At 41.1% G+C, this 16,963-nt stretch carries 16 protein-coding genes and 1 other annotated feature; of the genes, 15 read left to right on the top strand and 1 reads right to left on the bottom strand.

Annotation, left to right across the window (positions count from 1 at the left end):
- The first annotated feature begins 12 nt into the window (after positions 1–12).
- The 11 genes from LK416_05355 (at position 13) to LK416_05305 (ending at position 10,752) form a co-directional block, all read left to right on the top strand.
- On the top strand, positions 13–384 hold the full coding sequence (locus tag LK416_05355) for a YraN family protein (protein UEA75871.1): 372 nt from the start codon (positions 13–15) through the stop codon (positions 382–384).
- A gap of 17 nt (positions 385–401) precedes the next feature.
- Complete coding sequence (pgeF, locus tag LK416_05350; GenBank protein UEA75607.1) at positions 402–1,277, top strand: peptidoglycan editing factor PgeF; 876 nt, start codon at positions 402–404, stop codon at positions 1,275–1,277.
- Positions 1,270–2,592 (top strand): ribosome biogenesis GTPase Der, encoded by a 1,323-nt coding sequence (der, locus tag LK416_05345; GenBank protein UEA75606.1) that lies wholly within the window; start codon positions 1,270–1,272, stop codon positions 2,590–2,592. Before pgeF ends, der begins: the two co-directional genes overlap by 8 nt.
- Positions 2,592–3,269, top strand: coding sequence for a glycerol-3-phosphate 1-O-acyltransferase PlsY (gene plsY / locus LK416_05340; GenBank protein ID UEA75605.1), 678 nt, complete (start codon positions 2,592–2,594; stop codon positions 3,267–3,269). The genes der and plsY overlap by 1 nt, the downstream gene beginning before the upstream one ends.
- Positions 3,270–3,327: 58 nt before the next feature.
- Entirely contained in the window at positions 3,328–4,329 is a 1,002-nt protein-coding gene (locus LK416_05335) for an NAD(P)H-dependent glycerol-3-phosphate dehydrogenase (protein UEA75604.1), read from the top strand.
- 149 nt (positions 4,330–4,478) lie between these two features.
- Positions 4,479–5,951 (top strand): stage IV sporulation protein A, encoded by a 1,473-nt coding sequence (spoIVA, locus tag LK416_05330; GenBank protein ID UEA75603.1) that lies wholly within the window; start codon positions 4,479–4,481, stop codon positions 5,949–5,951.
- Positions 5,952–6,011: 60 nt separating this feature from the next.
- Positions 6,012–6,860, top strand: a complete 849-nt coding sequence (locus tag LK416_05325; protein UEA75602.1) for a segregation/condensation protein A — start codon at positions 6,012–6,014, stop codon at positions 6,858–6,860.
- Positions 6,861–7,029: 169 nt separating this feature from the next.
- A complete protein-coding gene (scpB, locus tag LK416_05320; protein ID UEA75870.1) occupies positions 7,030–7,659 on the top strand; it encodes an SMC-Scp complex subunit ScpB in 630 nt (209 codons plus the stop codon).
- Positions 7,660–7,767: 108 nt separating this feature from the next.
- The gene (locus LK416_05315; GenBank protein ID UEA75601.1) at positions 7,768–9,069 is read left to right on the top strand and encodes a D-alanyl-D-alanine carboxypeptidase; all 1,302 of its coding nucleotides are present in this window, start codon (positions 7,768–7,770) and stop codon (positions 9,067–9,069) included.
- A gap of 84 nt (positions 9,070–9,153) precedes the next feature.
- A complete protein-coding gene (locus LK416_05310) occupies positions 9,154–10,017 on the top strand; it encodes a dipicolinate synthase subunit DpsA (GenBank protein ID UEA75600.1) in 864 nt (287 codons plus the stop codon).
- Between the two features lie 150 nt (positions 10,018–10,167).
- Positions 10,168–10,752 (top strand): dipicolinate synthase subunit B, encoded by a 585-nt coding sequence (locus tag LK416_05305; protein UEA75869.1) that lies wholly within the window; start codon positions 10,168–10,170, stop codon positions 10,750–10,752.
- A 358-nt stretch (positions 10,753–11,110) separates the two neighbouring features.
- Here the strand turns inward: LK416_05305 and asnB are convergent, their stop codons facing one another.
- Positions 11,111–12,967 (bottom strand): asparagine synthase (glutamine-hydrolyzing), encoded by a 1,857-nt coding sequence (gene asnB, locus LK416_05300; protein ID UEA75599.1) that lies wholly within the window; start codon positions 12,965–12,967, stop codon positions 11,111–11,113.
- Positions 12,968–13,081: 114 nt separating this feature from the next.
- Positions 13,082–13,345: a binding site (T-box leader), on the top strand.
- Between the two features lie 87 nt (positions 13,346–13,432).
- On the opposite strand from asnB, the gene ilvB reads away from it, so the two are divergent.
- The 4 genes from ilvB to LK416_05280 all read left to right on the top strand — a co-directional run bounded on the left by ilvB (position 13,433) and on the right by LK416_05280 (position 16,961).
- Positions 13,433–15,157, top strand: a complete 1,725-nt coding sequence (gene ilvB, locus LK416_05295) for a biosynthetic-type acetolactate synthase large subunit (GenBank protein ID UEA75598.1) — start codon at positions 13,433–13,435, stop codon at positions 15,155–15,157.
- 13 nt (positions 15,158–15,170) lie between these two features.
- Positions 15,171–15,677 (top strand): acetolactate synthase small subunit, encoded by a 507-nt coding sequence (gene ilvN, locus LK416_05290; protein UEA75597.1) that lies wholly within the window; start codon positions 15,171–15,173, stop codon positions 15,675–15,677.
- 14 nt (positions 15,678–15,691) lie between these two features.
- Positions 15,692–16,138: a D-tyrosyl-tRNA(Tyr) deacylase gene (gene dtd, locus LK416_05285; GenBank protein UEA75596.1), complete on the top strand. Its 447-nt coding sequence runs from the start codon at positions 15,692–15,694 to the stop codon at positions 16,136–16,138.
- Positions 16,139–16,292: 154 nt separating this feature from the next.
- A complete protein-coding gene (locus LK416_05280) occupies positions 16,293–16,961 on the top strand; it encodes a DivIVA domain-containing protein (GenBank protein UEA75595.1) in 669 nt (222 codons plus the stop codon).
- Positions 16,962–16,963 lie beyond the last annotated feature (2 nt).

Here is a 16,963-nt window from a genome sequence, read left to right as displayed (position 1 = left end):
GGAACAGTCAGTATCGAGCGTTATAATACGAGAAAAAAAGGAACAGAATATGAAGACATGGCTGCATTATATCTGAAAGATACAGGGTATCGGATATTTGCCAGAAATTATCGGATTTCTGCCGGAGAGATCGACCTGATCGCAGGAAAAGACGGGTATCTGATATTTGTAGAAGTAAAATACCGGAGCAACAGCAGACATGGTTCACCGGAATCAGCAGTAACGCCTGCCAAGCAGCGGCAGATCAGTAAGGTAGCTGTGTATTATATGAAACGATATGGATATGATCCGTATAACACACCGGTAAGATTTGATGTTATTGCTGTGACGGAAAATGAGATTCGTCATATTGAGGATGCGTTTCCTTATCAAGGATATTATTAAGGCTATGAGGTATGAAGATGTATAACATAATATATATCAATCAGGATAAAACTACAGAGATAAAAGTGAAGAACGGAGTTCCGTATATCGTATTCAAGAATCTGGAACTGCCCGGTATCGTGCATGGGTTTTCGACAAGGCTTGGAGGTGTCAGTGAGGGAATCTATTCTACGATGAACTTGAGCTTTCATCGTGGAGATGATATGGATGCGGTGATGGAGAACCATAGGAGACTGGCACAGGCAGTCGGATATGATCACAGAAGACTGGTATTTTCCGATCAGGTACATGAAACAGTGATCCGCAAAGTGACAGAGGAAGATGCCGGAAAAGGGATCACAAGAGAATCAGATATAACGGGGACAGATGGCCTGATGACGAATGTAAAGGATCTGCCGCTGATCACATTTTATGCAGACTGTGTACCGGTATTCTTCTACGATCCGGTAAAAGAAGTTGTAGCCATGAATCATTCCGGTTGGCGGGGAACAGTTAAGAATATCAGCCGGCATATGGTTGAAGCACTAAATAAAGAATATGGCTGTGAGGCTTCGGATCTGATCTGTGCGGTCGGACCGTCTATTTGTCAGAACTGTTATGAGGTAAGTGAGGATGTAGCTGAGGCATTTAAGGATGCTTATTTACCGGAACAGTACATGAAAATGACAAAAAATATTGGAAATGGTAAGTATTTGCTTGATTTACACCGGGCAAATTATTATAATCTGACTGGTGCAGGTATATTGCCTGAACATATAAATGTAACCGACATATGTACATGCTGCAATCCGGATTTCCTGTTTTCACACAGGGCGAGCCATGGAAAACGTGGCAATCTGGGAGCTGTTATCATGCTGAAATCGACAGCAGACGGAGGAAACGTAAATGAGTAAACCGATAGTAGCCATCGTTGGACGACCAAATGTAGGTAAATCTACCCTGTTCAATGCACTGGCAGGAGAGAAAATTTCAATTGTAAAAGATACGCCAGGCGTAACCAGAGACAGAATCTATGCAGATGTGAGCTGGCTCGATTATAATTTTACGATCATAGATACCGGTGGAATTGAGCCGGAAAGCGACAATATTATTTTAAAAAGTATGCGGGAGCAGGCAGAGATTGCCATTGAAACCGCGGATGTTATTATATTTATGACAGATGTCAGACAGGGACTTGTGGATGATGATCATAAGGTAGTCCAGATGCTCCGTAAATCCAAGAAGCCGGTGATCCTTGTGGTAAATAAGGTAGATAGCTTTGAGAAATATATGAATGATGTATACGAGTTCTATAATCTCGGACTGGGTGATCCTGTTCCGATATCCGGTGCATCCAGACTTGGAATCGGAGATATGTTAGATGAGGTTGTCTCTCATTTTGATGAAGATTCAAAAAATGAAGAGGAAGATGACAGACCTAGAATTGCCATTATCGGCAAGCCGAATGTAGGTAAGTCATCGATCATCAACAAGCTTCTCGGAGAGAATCGTGTGATCGTATCTGATATTGCCGGAACGACCAGAGATGCGATCGATACCGAAATCGTGAGAAATGGAACGGAATACGTATTTATTGATACTGCAGGACTTCGAAGAAAGAGCAAGATCAAGGAGGATATCGAGCGTTACAGTATCATTCGTACCGTATCGGCTGTTGAACGCTGTAATGTAGCTGTACTGGTTATTGATGCGACAGAGGGTGTCACGGATCAGGATGCAAAGATCGCAGGCATTGCTCATGAACGTGGAAAAGGAATGATCATTGTTGTAAATAAATGGGATGCGGTGGAGAAAGACGATAAGACTATTTATAAGTTTACAAAGGAGATCCGTGAGAAGCTGTCCTATATGCCATATGCAGAATTATTATTTGTGTCAGCAGCCACAGGTCAGAGACTTCCGAAATTATTCGAAACGATTGATGCCGTTATCGAGAACCATTCGCTCCGTGTTGCCACCGGTGTATTGAATGAGATCATGACAGAAGCAGTTGCTATGCAGCAGCCGCCTACAGATAAAGGAAAACGTTTGAAGCTGTTTTATATTACTCAGGTAGCGGTTAAACCTCCTACATTTGTAATATTTGTAAATGATAAAGAACTGATGCATTTCTCTTACACACGTTATATTGAAAATAAGATCAGAGAAGCATTTGGTTTCCGAGGTACACCTCTAAAATTCATTATCAGGGAGAGAAAAGAAAAATAATGTTAATCTTAGCAAGAATCATATGTCTGGTCGGAGGATATTTTTTCGGTATTATCCAGACAAGCTATATCTATGGTAAATTACACGGTATCGATATCCGTGAATATGGAAGCGGAAATGCAGGCACTACAAATGCACTTCGGGTTCTGGGAAAGAAAGCGGGAGCGGTTGTCTTTCTGGGAGATCTTTTCAAATCAGTTGTAGCCTGCAGTATCACACATATCATTATGAATGCACTTGGTATTGAGAATGTGTATTTGTTCGTGATCTACACAGCGGCAGGCGTTGTTCTTGGGCACAATTTCCCATTTTATATGCAGTTTAAAGGCGGTAAGGGAATTGCAGCGACTTCCGGTATTGCGATCGGTCTGCTTGACTGGAGAGTTGCGTTGATCGAGCTTGGATTGTTTGTATTTTGCGTAGTGGTAACAAAATATGTATCGGTAGGTTCTATTTGTCTGGTACTCGGACTGATGGTCTCCTATACGATATTTGCTTATACCGGTTCTTATGGTTTTACATCTGATTCCATGAAGCTTGAAAGCTGTATCGTATTAGGACTTATTACTCTGCTTGCTATTTACAGGCACAAACAGAATATTGTAAGACTTATAAAAGGTACAGAGAATAAGTTTTCATTAAAAGATAAAAGAAAAACAAAAGAAGAACAGGCATAGGATAATAATTTGTGGTTTAATCGACCATGAAGTTTTATAAGATGGAGAGGTATATAGTATGATAATTGGTATTTTAGGAGCAGGAAGCTGGGGGTCAGCACTTGCAAACCTGTTGGCTGGAAATGGACATGATGTAACAGTCTGGTCTATAGATGAAAAAGAAATCGAGATGTTGAATACATACAGGGAACAGAAGGATCGTCTGCCGGGTGTTCATTTGAACGATACAATTGTATTTACAACAGATCTGGAACAGACGATAGATGGTAAGAAAATGATCATTTGTGCGGTTCCATCTCCTTTTATCCGAAGCACTGCAAAAAAGATAGCACCTTATATTACAAACGAACAGCTGATCGTTAATGTCAGCAAGGGTATTGAGGAAGCAACTTTGACTCCGATCGTAGAGATTATCGAGAGTGAGATACCGGGGGCAAAGGTAGCAGTCCTTTCCGGTCCAAGCCATGCGGAGGAAGTCGGTATCGGTATTCCGACTACTGTTGTAGCAGGTGCACGTGATATGGATACGGCAAAGCTGATTCAGAATACATTTATGAATGATGTCTTCCGTGTCTATACAAGTACAGATGTGACGGGAATCGAGCTTGGAGGCTCGGTTAAGAATGTTATCGCACTGGCTGCCGGAATCACAGACGGACTAGGATTCGGAGATAATACAAAAGCAGCGTTAATGACCAGAGGCATGGCAGAAATAATAAGACTCGGTACTGCAATGGGCGCTCACGTTGAGACTCTTGCCGGTTTGTCAGGTATGGGAGATCTGATCGTGACATGTACGTCCAGACACAGTCGTAATAGGAATGCCGGTTATCTGATCGGACAGGGAAAGAGCTATAAAGAAGCAATGGCTGAGGTTAAAATGGTTGTAGAGGGAGTATACTCAGCAAAAGCAACCCTGAAGCTTGCGAAGAAATATGGTGTTGATATGCCAATCGTTGAAGAGGTAAACAAGGTTTTGTTCGAGGGAAAGCCTGCTCGTGAAGCAGTGGTAGATCTGCTTACCAGAGACAGAAAAGCAGAGATATCTGTAGAGGAATAATTTTCTGACATACTTATAAAAGTACATTCATATATTACTTATATGATAATCTTTACATAGGAAACAGATTTTGTATTTCGGGTTGGACACATATATTGCGGAATACAAAAACAGGAACGGAAAATGTGTAAGAAATGCAGGAGGTATATATGGAAGGCTTTAATGTGTATAATGACATCAATGCCAGAACAAACGGAGAGATCTATCTGGGTATTGTCGGACCTGTTCGGACAGGAAAATCAACATTTATCAAACGTTTTATGGAGATGATGGTTCTTCCGAACATAAAAGATGAGAATGACCGCGAAATTGCTCTGGATGAGATGCCGCAATCGGCATCCGGTAAGACAATCATGACGACAGAACCGAAATTCATTCCGAAAGAAGGGGTGGAAATCCGGGTAGATGATGAGATTGATATGAGGGTTCGTCTGATCGATTGTGTCGGATATGTGGTAGACGGAGCTGAAGGGCAGACGGAAGATGGAAAAGAGCGTATGGTTAAGACACCATGGTATGATTATGATATTCCATTTGCCAAGGCGGCAGAGATCGGAACGAAGAAGGTTATAAACAGTCATTCAACGGTCGGGATTGTGGTGACCTGTGATGGAAGCTTTGGCGATCTTGCCAGAGAGAGTTATATCGATGCAGAGGAAAAAACAATTGCAGAGTTAAAGTCAATCGGGAAACCCTTTGTTGTTATATTGAATTCGAATCGTCCGGGTGCAGCCGAGACAAAGGAACTGGCAGATTTGATGGTAGAAAAGTATGGAGTAGCTGTTCTTCCGGTTAACTGCGATCAACTGAACAGGAAGGATATCAATGAGATCTTTACTTCCATGTTATACAGTTTTCCGATCACATGTATTAATTTTGTAATTCCCAAATGGTTAGAAGTATCGGAAAATGAAAACAAGATCAAAAAGAGTGTCATCGAGAATGCCATGGATATACTGAATGGCAATCAGCATATCTATGACATGGTTCATTGTTCGTTCCCTGAAAACGAATATGTGGAAAAATATACATATAACAATATAAATCTGGCAGACGGTTCATTGAATGTACAGGTAACGATCTATAACAGATATTATTACGAGATGCTTTCCGATATGCTGGGAACAGATATTCATAATGAATATGATTTTATAACTGAAATAAAGGAAATGGCAGAAAAGAAGAAATTCTGCAATGGAGTCATGAATGCACTTGAAGGTGTAAAAAATGGCGGATACGGGCTTGTAATGCCCGAAAAAGAGGATATTACGCTTGAGACACCGGAGCTTATAAAATCCGGTAACAAATATGGTGTTAAGATCAAAGCAGAAGCGCCCTCCGTACATATGATCAAGGCGAATATCACAACGGAGATCGCACCTATCATTGGTACGAAGGAACAAGCAGAAGATCTGGTAGAGTATATTAAGACCAGTACCGGAGAAAACGGAGAAGATATCTGGGATGTTAATATATTTGGAAAATCGATCGAGCAGCTTGTAGAAGATGGATTAAATACTAAGACAAACAAGATGAATGTAGAAAGTAAGCAGAAGTTACAGGACACCATGGAAAAGATCGTGAATGACGGAAATGGTGGACTGGTCTGTATTATTATATAATCATACAAAGAACAGATGCAGAGACTTACATGGTATCTGTGAGTGATAAAGGGAGAAACTATGTCGGCAATCGATGTAAAACTTAACGTATTTGAAGGACCGCTTGATCTGCTCCTTCATCTGATCGAAAAGAATAAAGTAAATATCTATGATATACCGATTGTAACGATCACAGAACAGTATCTGGATTATGTGAATCATATGGAGGAGGAAGATCTGGATGTTATGAGTGAGTTCCTCGTAATGGCGGCAACTCTGATTCGTATTAAATCCAAAATGCTTCTTCCTAAAGTGACGGAAGATGACGAAGAGGAAGAAGATCCAAGAGACGAGCTTGTTCGAAGGCTGTTGGAATATAAGATGTACAAATATGCAGCAAGTGAGCTGAAGGATCTGGAGCTTGATGGCGCAAAGGCATTCTATAAAAAAGAAAGCATTCCTGCTGAGGTGAAGAATTTCAAGCCAGCAGTAGATACGGTTGCTTTGATCTCTGAATATGACATCAATCTGGAAAGGCTGAATGAGATTTTTAAGTCTGTGATGCGGAAACAGGTTGAAAAGGTAGATCCGATCCGTAGTAAGTTTAAGAACATTGAAAGAGAAGAAATCTCTCTGGAAGCTAAGATGGCTGAGATTCGGGAACAGGTTCGTGGACTTGCCGGAATCAACTTTCGGACGCTGCTTGAGATGCAGGCTTCAAGGTCGAACATTATAGTAACGTTTCTTGCAATCTTAGAGCTTATGAAAATCGGAGCGATCCAGATTCGGCAGGAAGAAATCTTTGGAGAGATCATCATTGATTCTCGGGATGACATTGAAACATATGAGTTGAACAGTTTTACTGTCAGCGCAGATAAAGAAGATACGAATGAGTCTGCTTCCGCAGAGGAAAAGCCGGACACGATTTAAGAGGCTGATAATGAAACGGATGAGACAGGACGAGGATAAAACAGGTATGGATAAGATAAAAGAGAACGAAGCAGCATATAATTTAAAAGAATATGACAGCGATAAGAGTAATGAGGAAGATGTATCCAGAACAGTTCAGGCAGATCTGTCAGATGCAGGTGAGCAAGATATGACGCCGGAGAATACAGAGAAACAGCCGGTTACTTATAAAGAATACAGTACAGAATATCTTGTATCTGCGGTTGAGGCTATACTGTTTTCCATCGGAGAATCTGTGTCGGTTGACAGATTGGCAAAGGCACTTGAGATGGAAATAAAAAAGCTGTCCAAACAGATGGAAGAGGTACTTGCGATCTACAATCAGTCAGATCGTGGCATCAAGATGGTAGAACTTGAAAACGCTTATCAATTATGTACCAGAAATGAATACTACGATGTACTTACAAAGGTTGTCTGTACACCTAAGAAGCCGAATCTGACAGATGTACTTCTTGAAACCTTATCAATCGTAGCTTATAAACAGCCAATCACCAGACCGGAGATAGAGGCTATTCGAGGAGTTTCCTGTGCACATGCGATCAATAAGCTTATGGAATATGGATTAGTAGATGAGGTTGGACGGTTGGATGCTCCGGGACGACCGATTCTTTTTGGAACAACAGAAGAGTTTCTGCGAAGCTTTGGTGTTGCATCCACGGAAGAACTTCCGATGATCAGCCCGGATAAGATTGAGGATTTCAAGAAAGAAGCTCAGGAAGAGGCAAACGAGATCACACTTGGTTTGGATAATGAGTCATAAAGCAGCCGGATACGGAATATAATTTTATGAATAAAGAATATATCCGGTGATGATATGACTGAAATATATAAAAAATATCATAAAAAAAGAAAGAAACCTGCGGGAAGAATGAAACAAAAAATTCCGGCAGGTTTTCTGTTTGCATGGTTTCTGACAGCAGCCGTGCTGCTTGGTTCCGTGATCCCTGTAAAAGCGTTAAATATGCCTGTATGCCAGATACCATATTATCGAACGGAGGGCATCAGGCAGGATAATAATACCGGTCGGACTGCTTCAGAAGTGAAGCTCTCGGACAATGACCTTCATGCTTTATCAGCTATCCTGTTGGATGGAAAAAATGGCAGGGTACTGTATGATAAAGCTGGTGAAGAGGTTCGGGCAAATGCCAGTACAACGAAGATTTTAACCTGTATCCTTGCGCTGGAATATGGTGATCCCGATGATATCGTTATAGTATCCTCTTATGCGGCAAAGATGCCGGATGTTCAGTTGAATATCAGAGAGGGTGAAGAATACCGGTTAAAAGATCTGCTTTATTCGCTGATGCTTGAAAGTCATAACGACAGTGCTGTTGCAATAGCTGAATATATTGGTGGAAGCGTTGAAGCATTTGCCGATCTGATGAATCGAAAAGCAATAGAAGTCGGCTGTACAAATACACATTTTATTACGCCTAATGGGCTGGATGCAAAGGATGAATATGGGATTCACGGAACGACCGCAGAGGATCTTGCCCGGATCATGCGGTATTGTATCAGAGAGTCACCGAAACGGGAACAGTTTCTTGCTATAACAAGAACAGCTACATATTCCTTTACAAATGTAGGGGGAACGAGAAGCTTTAGCTGTTCCAATCATAATGCTTTTCTGAATATGATGGATGGAGCTTTGACCGGAAAAACGGGATTTACCGGATCTGCAGGATATTGTTATGTCGGAGCGTTGGAGCGGGATGGAAAAATACTGATCGTTGCCCTTCTTGGCTGTGGGTGGCCGGGAAATAAGACCTATAAATGGGCAGATACAAAAAAATTAATGAATTACGGACTAGCAAATTATCAGGAGCATGTAATTACTGATGATATACTTCAAAAGAATAAGATACCGGTTCTTTCGGATTCTGTTTATGGAACAATAAAAGAAGATACAGAGACAGTTGGCTGGGAATGTCATTTTTCGGAAACTCTGCTTTTGCGGACAGATGAACAGATCTCGGTTAAGTATCTGCTGCCTGAGTATCTGAAATGCCCGATATATGCAGGAATGCAGGCAGGTTCTGTGGTGTTGTTAATTGGTGGGAAAGCATTTGCAATCTATTCGGTGACAATAACAGAAAATGTTCAAAGTGAATCTTTGTATGATTTCATGAAGGAATATGTAAAAGACTACATAGACAGGAATTTCTTCTGATTAGACTGTAATAATTCAGTAATCGGAAAGAGTATGATCTATAATAGATGACAGATGTAAGAAAGTCTATAAGGAGGATATAATTTGAGACAGTTTGTAATGATAGGCGGAGATATGCGTTGTCATTATCTGGCAGCATATTTAAAAGAACAGGGAGTATATGTTACAACATATAAAGTGCCAGACTGTGAGGATGAATACAGCAGCTGGCCAATGCTTTCTGAAACTTTCAGAAATGACAGTACTGTTGAAGAAAGGGTATTGTTATTACCTGTTCCGGTTGCAAAAGACGGAATCCATATCAATGGATGTACAGAGCTTGCGATAGAAAATATTGCAGGGAGTCTTACAGCTTTTGATTTTGTATGCGGGGGAGTGCTCCCATCCGGGCTGACAGATGCCTGTACAGCAGCCGGTGTACCATATTATGATTATATGAAGGATGATTGTGTGGCGTTAAAGAACGCAGTTGCTACGGCGGAGGGGGCTATAGCTGAAAGCTTTATGATGAGTGATATTAATATTGAGAACAGCAAATGTCTTGTCACCGGATATGGAAGATGTGGCCGTGTGCTTGCACAGAAGCTCCTTCGTATGGGCGCTGAGGTAACGGTTACAACCAGAAGTGTGGAAGCATGTTTTAAGGCGGCAATGGGAGACTGCCATACGATTCTATTAAATCAGCTTGGCTCAGACAATAAGCTTGATCAGTTTGATTTTTGTTATAATACCATACCTGCGCCTGTATTAAATCGAGATATATTATCAAAGTTCCGACAAAATATAGTGATCCTTGATATCGCATCGATGCCCGGTGGAACAGATTTTTCCTATCTGGATGAAAGAGGGATAAGATACCGACACAGTCTGGGTATTCCGGGACGCTATTCACCGAAGACTTCGGGCGAGATCCTTGGAGAGGCGGTTTTGGAGTATCTGCTTTTTTGAGTCACATGTCATGATGTTCTGCATAATCTATAATAAACATAAAATTTCTCTGCAAAGGTAATTGTTTTATGAGTTAATTAAATAAAAACCTGACTACCTGCCGGAATATTGATTTTATGGAGTTCATATAGCATGGAAAGGATTATAGATATGAGTTTATCAGGGTGCAATTGCGGCGTTGCAATAACCGGTTCTTTTTGTACTTTTGATAAAGTAAAGATAGAGATAGAGGAAATGACGAAAATGGGAATATCGGTGTATCCGATCTTTTCTGATCGTTCGGCGACATACGACACCAGATTTGGTAAAAGTGATGAATTTGTAAAAGACATTCAGAGGATTACAGGGAAGAAGGGAATATTTACGATTCAGGAGGCAGAACCGATCGGTCCTAAGGCATATCTGGATGTATTGGTGATCGCCCCATGTACCGGAAATACACTCGCAAAGCTGTGTAACGGTATAACGGATTCTCCTGTGCTGATGGCAGCAAAGGCACATATCAGGAATAATAAACCACTGATCATCAGCATATCGACAAATGATGCGATGGGAATGAATTTTAAGAATATCGGAATGCTTATGAATATGAAAAATATTTATTTTGTTCCTTTTTATCAGGATGATCCTGTAAAGAAACCGAATTCCCTGATCGGAAAACTGTCTATGATACCGGATACGATAGAGGAGGCTTTAAAGGGGAAGCAGATTCAGCCGGTGTTATGTGACAAATAAAAAGAATGAGAGCCTGTAACCTTAATTTCATTTGATGCCCTATATAATTACATGACTTGCTTCATTTCTATTCGACTCGCACGCGTATTTGTCAGCAGTCGCCCAAACTCACCCTAACGGGTTCAAACATGGGCTTGGTGCTGACAGCTGGTGCAAGTCTCATAACGAAATTACGCAAATGTTAGTAATTTATGTAGGGCATCATACTGAATTATAGGTTACATGCTCTTTATTTACTTTATAGGAGGTTTGTTTTTATAAGATAAATAATCTGCTGGAAAAGGGGCGATAGAGTATCGGGCATTTTGGAGTTCTGGTATATAAGATATAAACACCCACCGGCTGGTGGGTGTTATGATCAGAATTCGATGGAGATCTGGTATTCTTTCAGCCAGTAGTTGATCTGTAATAAGTACGCCATCATCTGTGGACCTGCCATCAACTGACCATACCAAGGCTTTCCGTAATCTTTCGGTGATTCCAGAAACTGCAGAACTGCTTTTTTTTCCAGAAATCGGTTGACAGGGCTTGTAGGATCATCGATCACTTCTCTTAAGCGGTCGGCAAGGATCGTTTCATAAAGCGGGTTATATGTCTTTGGATACGGGCTTTTCTTCCGGAACAGGATCTCATTTGGCACGAGATTCACGGCAGCATGGCGGAGCAGACTTTTTTCGGTCTGATTTCTGTATTTGTATTTCCACGGAACATTGAAGACATATTGCAGAAGATGAATATCCGCAAATGGTACTCTGGCTTCCAGACCATTATACATACTGGTACGATCCATACGGTCAAGCAGGGTCTGCATAAACATCCGGATGTTCATATAGCCAATCCGGCGGCGGGATTTCTCGATATCTGATTCTTCCGGCAGAACCGGAATCTCCGAGATGATCTGGTGGTAAAGATTTTTCACATAGTCATCCATCTGTAAGGCATCTGCAAACTCCGGATCTAACAGCTGCTTTCTCGGTGTGAGATCGATCATCCATGGAAATGTATCGGATGCAAGCAGATCTTCCCGGTAGAACCATGGATAACCACCGAATATCTCGTCTGCACATTCGCCGGTCAAAACAACCTTATTGTGTTCGGACACCCGTTTACAGAAATACAATAACGAAGAGTCGACATCTGCCATGGTTGGTTGATCCCTCGACAGAACCGAGTCATAGAGAAGATCGGCAAGTTCCTCCATATTACAGGTTAAGTAGTGATGGGAGGTTCCGAGATAGGATACCATCTGATCGACATAAGGACGATCCTGTTCCGGCTGAAAGGCATTTGATTTGAAATAACGCGCATTATCTGTAAAGTCAAAGGAATAGGTATCAAGCACCTGTCCGCGTTCTTTTAATTCATTTGCACAGACAGCACTTACGATCGAGGAATCGATACCTCCTGACAGGAAGGTACAGATTGGAACATCGGATACAATCTGTCGTTTGATCGCATTTTTAAGAAGATCGGCAGTCTTCTCGATCGTTGTTTTGTAATCGTCGGTATGAGGCATGCTCTTTATTCGGAAATAGCAGATCGTGGATTGACCGAAACGATCGTACCGCAGATAATATCCTGGCTTGATTTCATTTATTCCTTTAAATACGCCACAGCCCGGAGTTTTGGACGGCCCAATGGCGAAGATTTCACATAAGCCTTTTTTATCCAGTCTAGGAAATGTGCCGGGATAACAGAACAGTGCCTTTCGCTCTGAGGCAAATACCAGCGTTTCGTCAGACAGAAAAGTATAGTAAAGTGGTTTTACCCCGAACGGATCACGGTAAAGGAAGATGGACTGCTCCATATGGTCATAGATCGCAAATGCAAAAATACCATTTACCTTTTCTACAAAATCAGGTCCGTAGTATATGTAGGAGAGCAGCAGGACTTCGGTGTCCGATGTTGTGGTAAAACTGTATCCATGTGAGATAAGAGGCTGCTTTAATTTATCTGTATTATAGATCTCACCATTAAATACAATCGTAAAGCTTCTGCCTGCGACCGTACGGGTCATTGGTTGGATTCCGGCCTTGATATCACGGATGGATAATCTGGTATGCGACAGACCGCAGGTATCCGTCAGAAGGATACCGTCATCATCCGGCCCGCGGTGTTTTTGTTTTATGTTCATGTCAGATAGAATATTTTGAAAATGATTTTCTGCTTCGGTATATCTGCCATGTACATTATAGAATCCAGAGATAGAACACATAGCTAACTCACTTCATATTTTTCGTATAATTGTATGAGAAGTATTTGGTTATTATTCCTAAATAACACGTTGACTTTTTTCCTCATTTATGCTAAAGTAACAACAGTTTATATGTCAAATGCAATGACAAGGAGGAGTACATACAGGACCGGCTCCCAGAGAGAAGATGGTGGTGAGAATCTTCAGCTAGGATGTATGGAAGTAGCCTTCGAGCAGTGGACTGAAAAGCATAATTTCTTATGAAGTGCTAAGTAGGATTCAACGGATTTCCCCGTTACAGGAAAACGATATGACACAGGTAAAACTTGCAAGTATCGGATAAGAGCAGGAAGAACCTGAATTTAGGTGGTACCACGGATATGATTATTCGCCCTAAGCTGATATACGGCTTAGGGCTTTTTTAATGGATGTGAAAAAGCTCTTTTAGGAAATTTATATGAATGAAATTAAAGGAGGATATAGGTTATGGAGATTAATGGAGCACAGATGTTTGTAAAAGCATTACAGGAAGAACATGTTGATACACTGTTTGCCTATCCGGGTGGAACAGCGATCGACTTATTTGACGCATTATATGATGCGGAAGGAATCGATATGATCCTTCCAAGACATGAACAGGCACTTGTTCATGCGGCAGATGGATATGCAAGATCAACAGGGAAGGTTGGTGTATGCTTGGTTACCAGCGGTCCCGGTGCAACCAATCTGGTTACAGGAATTGCAACAGCAAACTATGACAGTGTTCCACTTGTATGTTTTACCGGACAGGTACCGATGAATCTGATCGGTAACGATGCCTTTCAGGAGGTTGACATCGTAGGTATCACGAGAAGTATTTGTAAGTATGCGGTAACAGTCAGAAAGAGAGAAGATCTGGCAAGGATTATCAAGAATGCATTCTATATCGCAAGAACAGGTAAGCCGGGTCCGGTACTGGTTGATATACCGAAGGATATCCAGTTGGCAATGGGGTCGGATGAATATCCGGATGAGGTAAATATCAGAGGATATAAGCCGTCTGAAGGCGTACATTCCGGTCAGCTTAAGAAGGCTCTGGCAGAATTAAATCGTGCCAAAAAACCGGTATTTTTGATCGGCGGTGGTGTAAATATCGCGCATGCAAGAAAAGAAATGCAGGAATTATGTGAATTGACAGGAATCCCTGTTGTTACTACGATCATGGGTAAGGGAGCAATTCCGACGGACCATCCTTTATATGTTGGTAATATCGGAATGCATGGAAATCTTGCATCCAATAAAGCAATCATGGAATGTGATGTCTTGTTCTCAATCGGAACCAGATTCAATGACCGTATCACCGGTACGATCGACACATTTGCAAAGAATGCAAAGATCATACATATCGATATCGACGCAGCATCAATCTCCAGAAATATCGAGGTAGACATCCCGATCGTAGCAGATGCAAAGCTTGCGATTACAAAGATGTTAAAATATGCAAAGAAATTAGATATAAGCGATTGGGTAGATGAGATCATGGAGGTGAAGAGACAGTATCCGATCAACATGAATTCTTATAAAGGTGTTACACCGGAGAAGATCATTAAGACCATTAATGAGATGTATGACAATCTCATCATTACAACCGATGTAGGGCAGAATCAGTTATGGACAACACAGTATATCGCACTTGGCGGAGAGAACCAGCTCTTAACCTCCGGTGGCCTTGGTACGATGGGATATGGACTTCCTGCTGCCATCGGTGCCAAGATTGGTAATCCGGATAAAAATGTTATCTGTATTTCCGGTGACGGTGGTGTGCAGATGAATATTCAGGAGATGGCGACTGCGGTTGCACAGGAGCTTCCGATCACAATCTGTATCTTAAATAACGGTTATCTTGGAAATGTACGTCAGTGGCAGGAGTTGTTCTTCAACAAGCGTTACAGCAGTACATGTCTGCGATACAGAAAGAGCTGTAATCATGACTGTCAGAATCCGGACAAATGCTGTCCGAAATATACACCGGATTTTGTAAAACTGGCGGAAAGCTATGAGGCACTTGGAATCCGTGTTACAAAGGAAGAAGAGATCAAGGCAGCATTTGAGCAGGCAAAGGCAAATACAAAGGGACCTACAGTTATAGAGTTCTATATTGATCCGACTGCAAATGTATTCCCGATGGTTCCGGGCGGCAAGTCATTAAATGATATGATCATGGATTGTTAAGGAGGATGGACATATGAGTGAAAAGAAAAGATGGATATGTTTATATGTTGAAAACGAAATAGGTGTACTTGCAAGGATTTCCGGCCTTTTTTCAGGCAAATCGTATAATCTGAACAGCCTGACAGTTGGTGAGACAGAGGATACGACTATATCCAGAATGACAATCAGTTTTACAAGCGATGATCGTATTTTTGAGCAGGTAAAGAAGCAGTTAAACCGTAGTGTGGAAGTAATCAAGGTGGTTGATTATACAGATATTCCGATTCATAATAAAGAGATTTTGTTTATTAAGGTCAAGGAATGTAATACGGATGATAAGGATGAGGTATTCCGCATTGCAAATGCATTTAATTTTAGAATTACCGACTACGATAAAAAGAATATTCTGGTAGAGTGTTTACAGACAGAGAATCAGAATAATGATGCGATCAAATTATTCAAACAGAGTTTTCCGAACCGAATCGAGGTCGTTCGAGGGGGAAGTGTTGCTGTAGAAGCAATCAGTATGTCAGAACGTTAAAGGGGAAAAAGATTATGAGATTTCTGATTCAAAGAGTGAATCATGCAAGTGTAACAGTAGATGATAAAGAGGTCGGAAAGATCGGAAAAGGTCTGCTGGTATTTGTAGGTGTATTCGAAGAAGATACAGAAGAAGTTGCAGATAAATTGATCCGTAAACTGCTGGGGCTTCGTATATTTGCAGACGAAAATGGCAAGACAAATCTTTCTCTTACAGATGTAAAAGGTGAGCTTCTGATCGTATCACAGTTTACTTTATGTGCAGACTGCAGGAAAGGAAATCGTCCTTCTTTTACAAAGGCGGGTAACCCCGATAAGGCAAATAAGTTATATGAATATATCCTGTCTGCCTGTAGAGAGAAGAATACTGTTACGGAAAGCGGCGTTTTCGGTGCGGATATGAGAGTGGATCTGTCTAATGACGGACCGTTTACAATTCTGCTTGATAGTCAAGAAATGTAAAAGAATACATGAAAATAGCTTAGACTTGAATATCTTTCATGAAAAATTGTAAATTTTTTTAAAAACATACGATTATTTCTTGAAAAACATACAAAGAATTAATATAATTAAGTTTAGGTTATGTTAAAAAAACACGAAAAGGAGAAGCACTATAATGTTAACAAAGGAAAGCATTGAAGAAAAGACCTTTAAAAAGGGACTTTTTGGTTATAATAAAGATGAAGTAAATTCATTTATGAGAGAAGTATCGGATGAGTTTGCTTCATTACAGGCAAAATATGATGCAGCTGCAGCAGAAAATGAACTGGCTCAGAATTCTCTCAGAGAGAATAGCGTAAAGATCTATGAATTAGAGAAACAGTTGGAGCAGGCTGCTCCGGGTTCCAAAAAGGAACAGAATGCAGCAAACAATGAAGCCAACAGAATCATTAACGATGCAAAGAAGCGTGCAAATGAAGTTCTTTCAAATGCAAAGGCAGAGCTTGCAAAGTTAAAAGCAGAGATGGAAGAAATTAAGGCAAATGGTGGTGTTGCAACAGCAACAGCAGGTACTGCTTCATCCATTAATGAGGATGCATTAGAAGCTGATCCTATTACTAAGCTGAAGATGAAGTCTCAGACAACAAATGAACCTCAGAAGTTAAAGATGAAGCCAAAGGAAGAACCGAAAGAGGAAAGCAAACCACAGGCATTTGCAGGTAAGAGTGCTGTAACAGAGGATGAAGAAGATGAAGTAATTGTAGGAGAAATCGAAGAAGGCGTTAAGCGTAATCAGGTTCTGATCGGTGATGGCGACGAGGAAGACGATTTCGAGTTCTTATAAAG

The sequence above is a fragment of the Lachnospiraceae bacterium GAM79 genome (assembly GCA_020735665.1).
Classification (GTDB): Bacteria; Bacillota; Clostridia; order Lachnospirales; family Lachnospiraceae; genus Coprococcus.
This window is presented reverse-complemented; position numbering and strand designations above follow the sequence as displayed.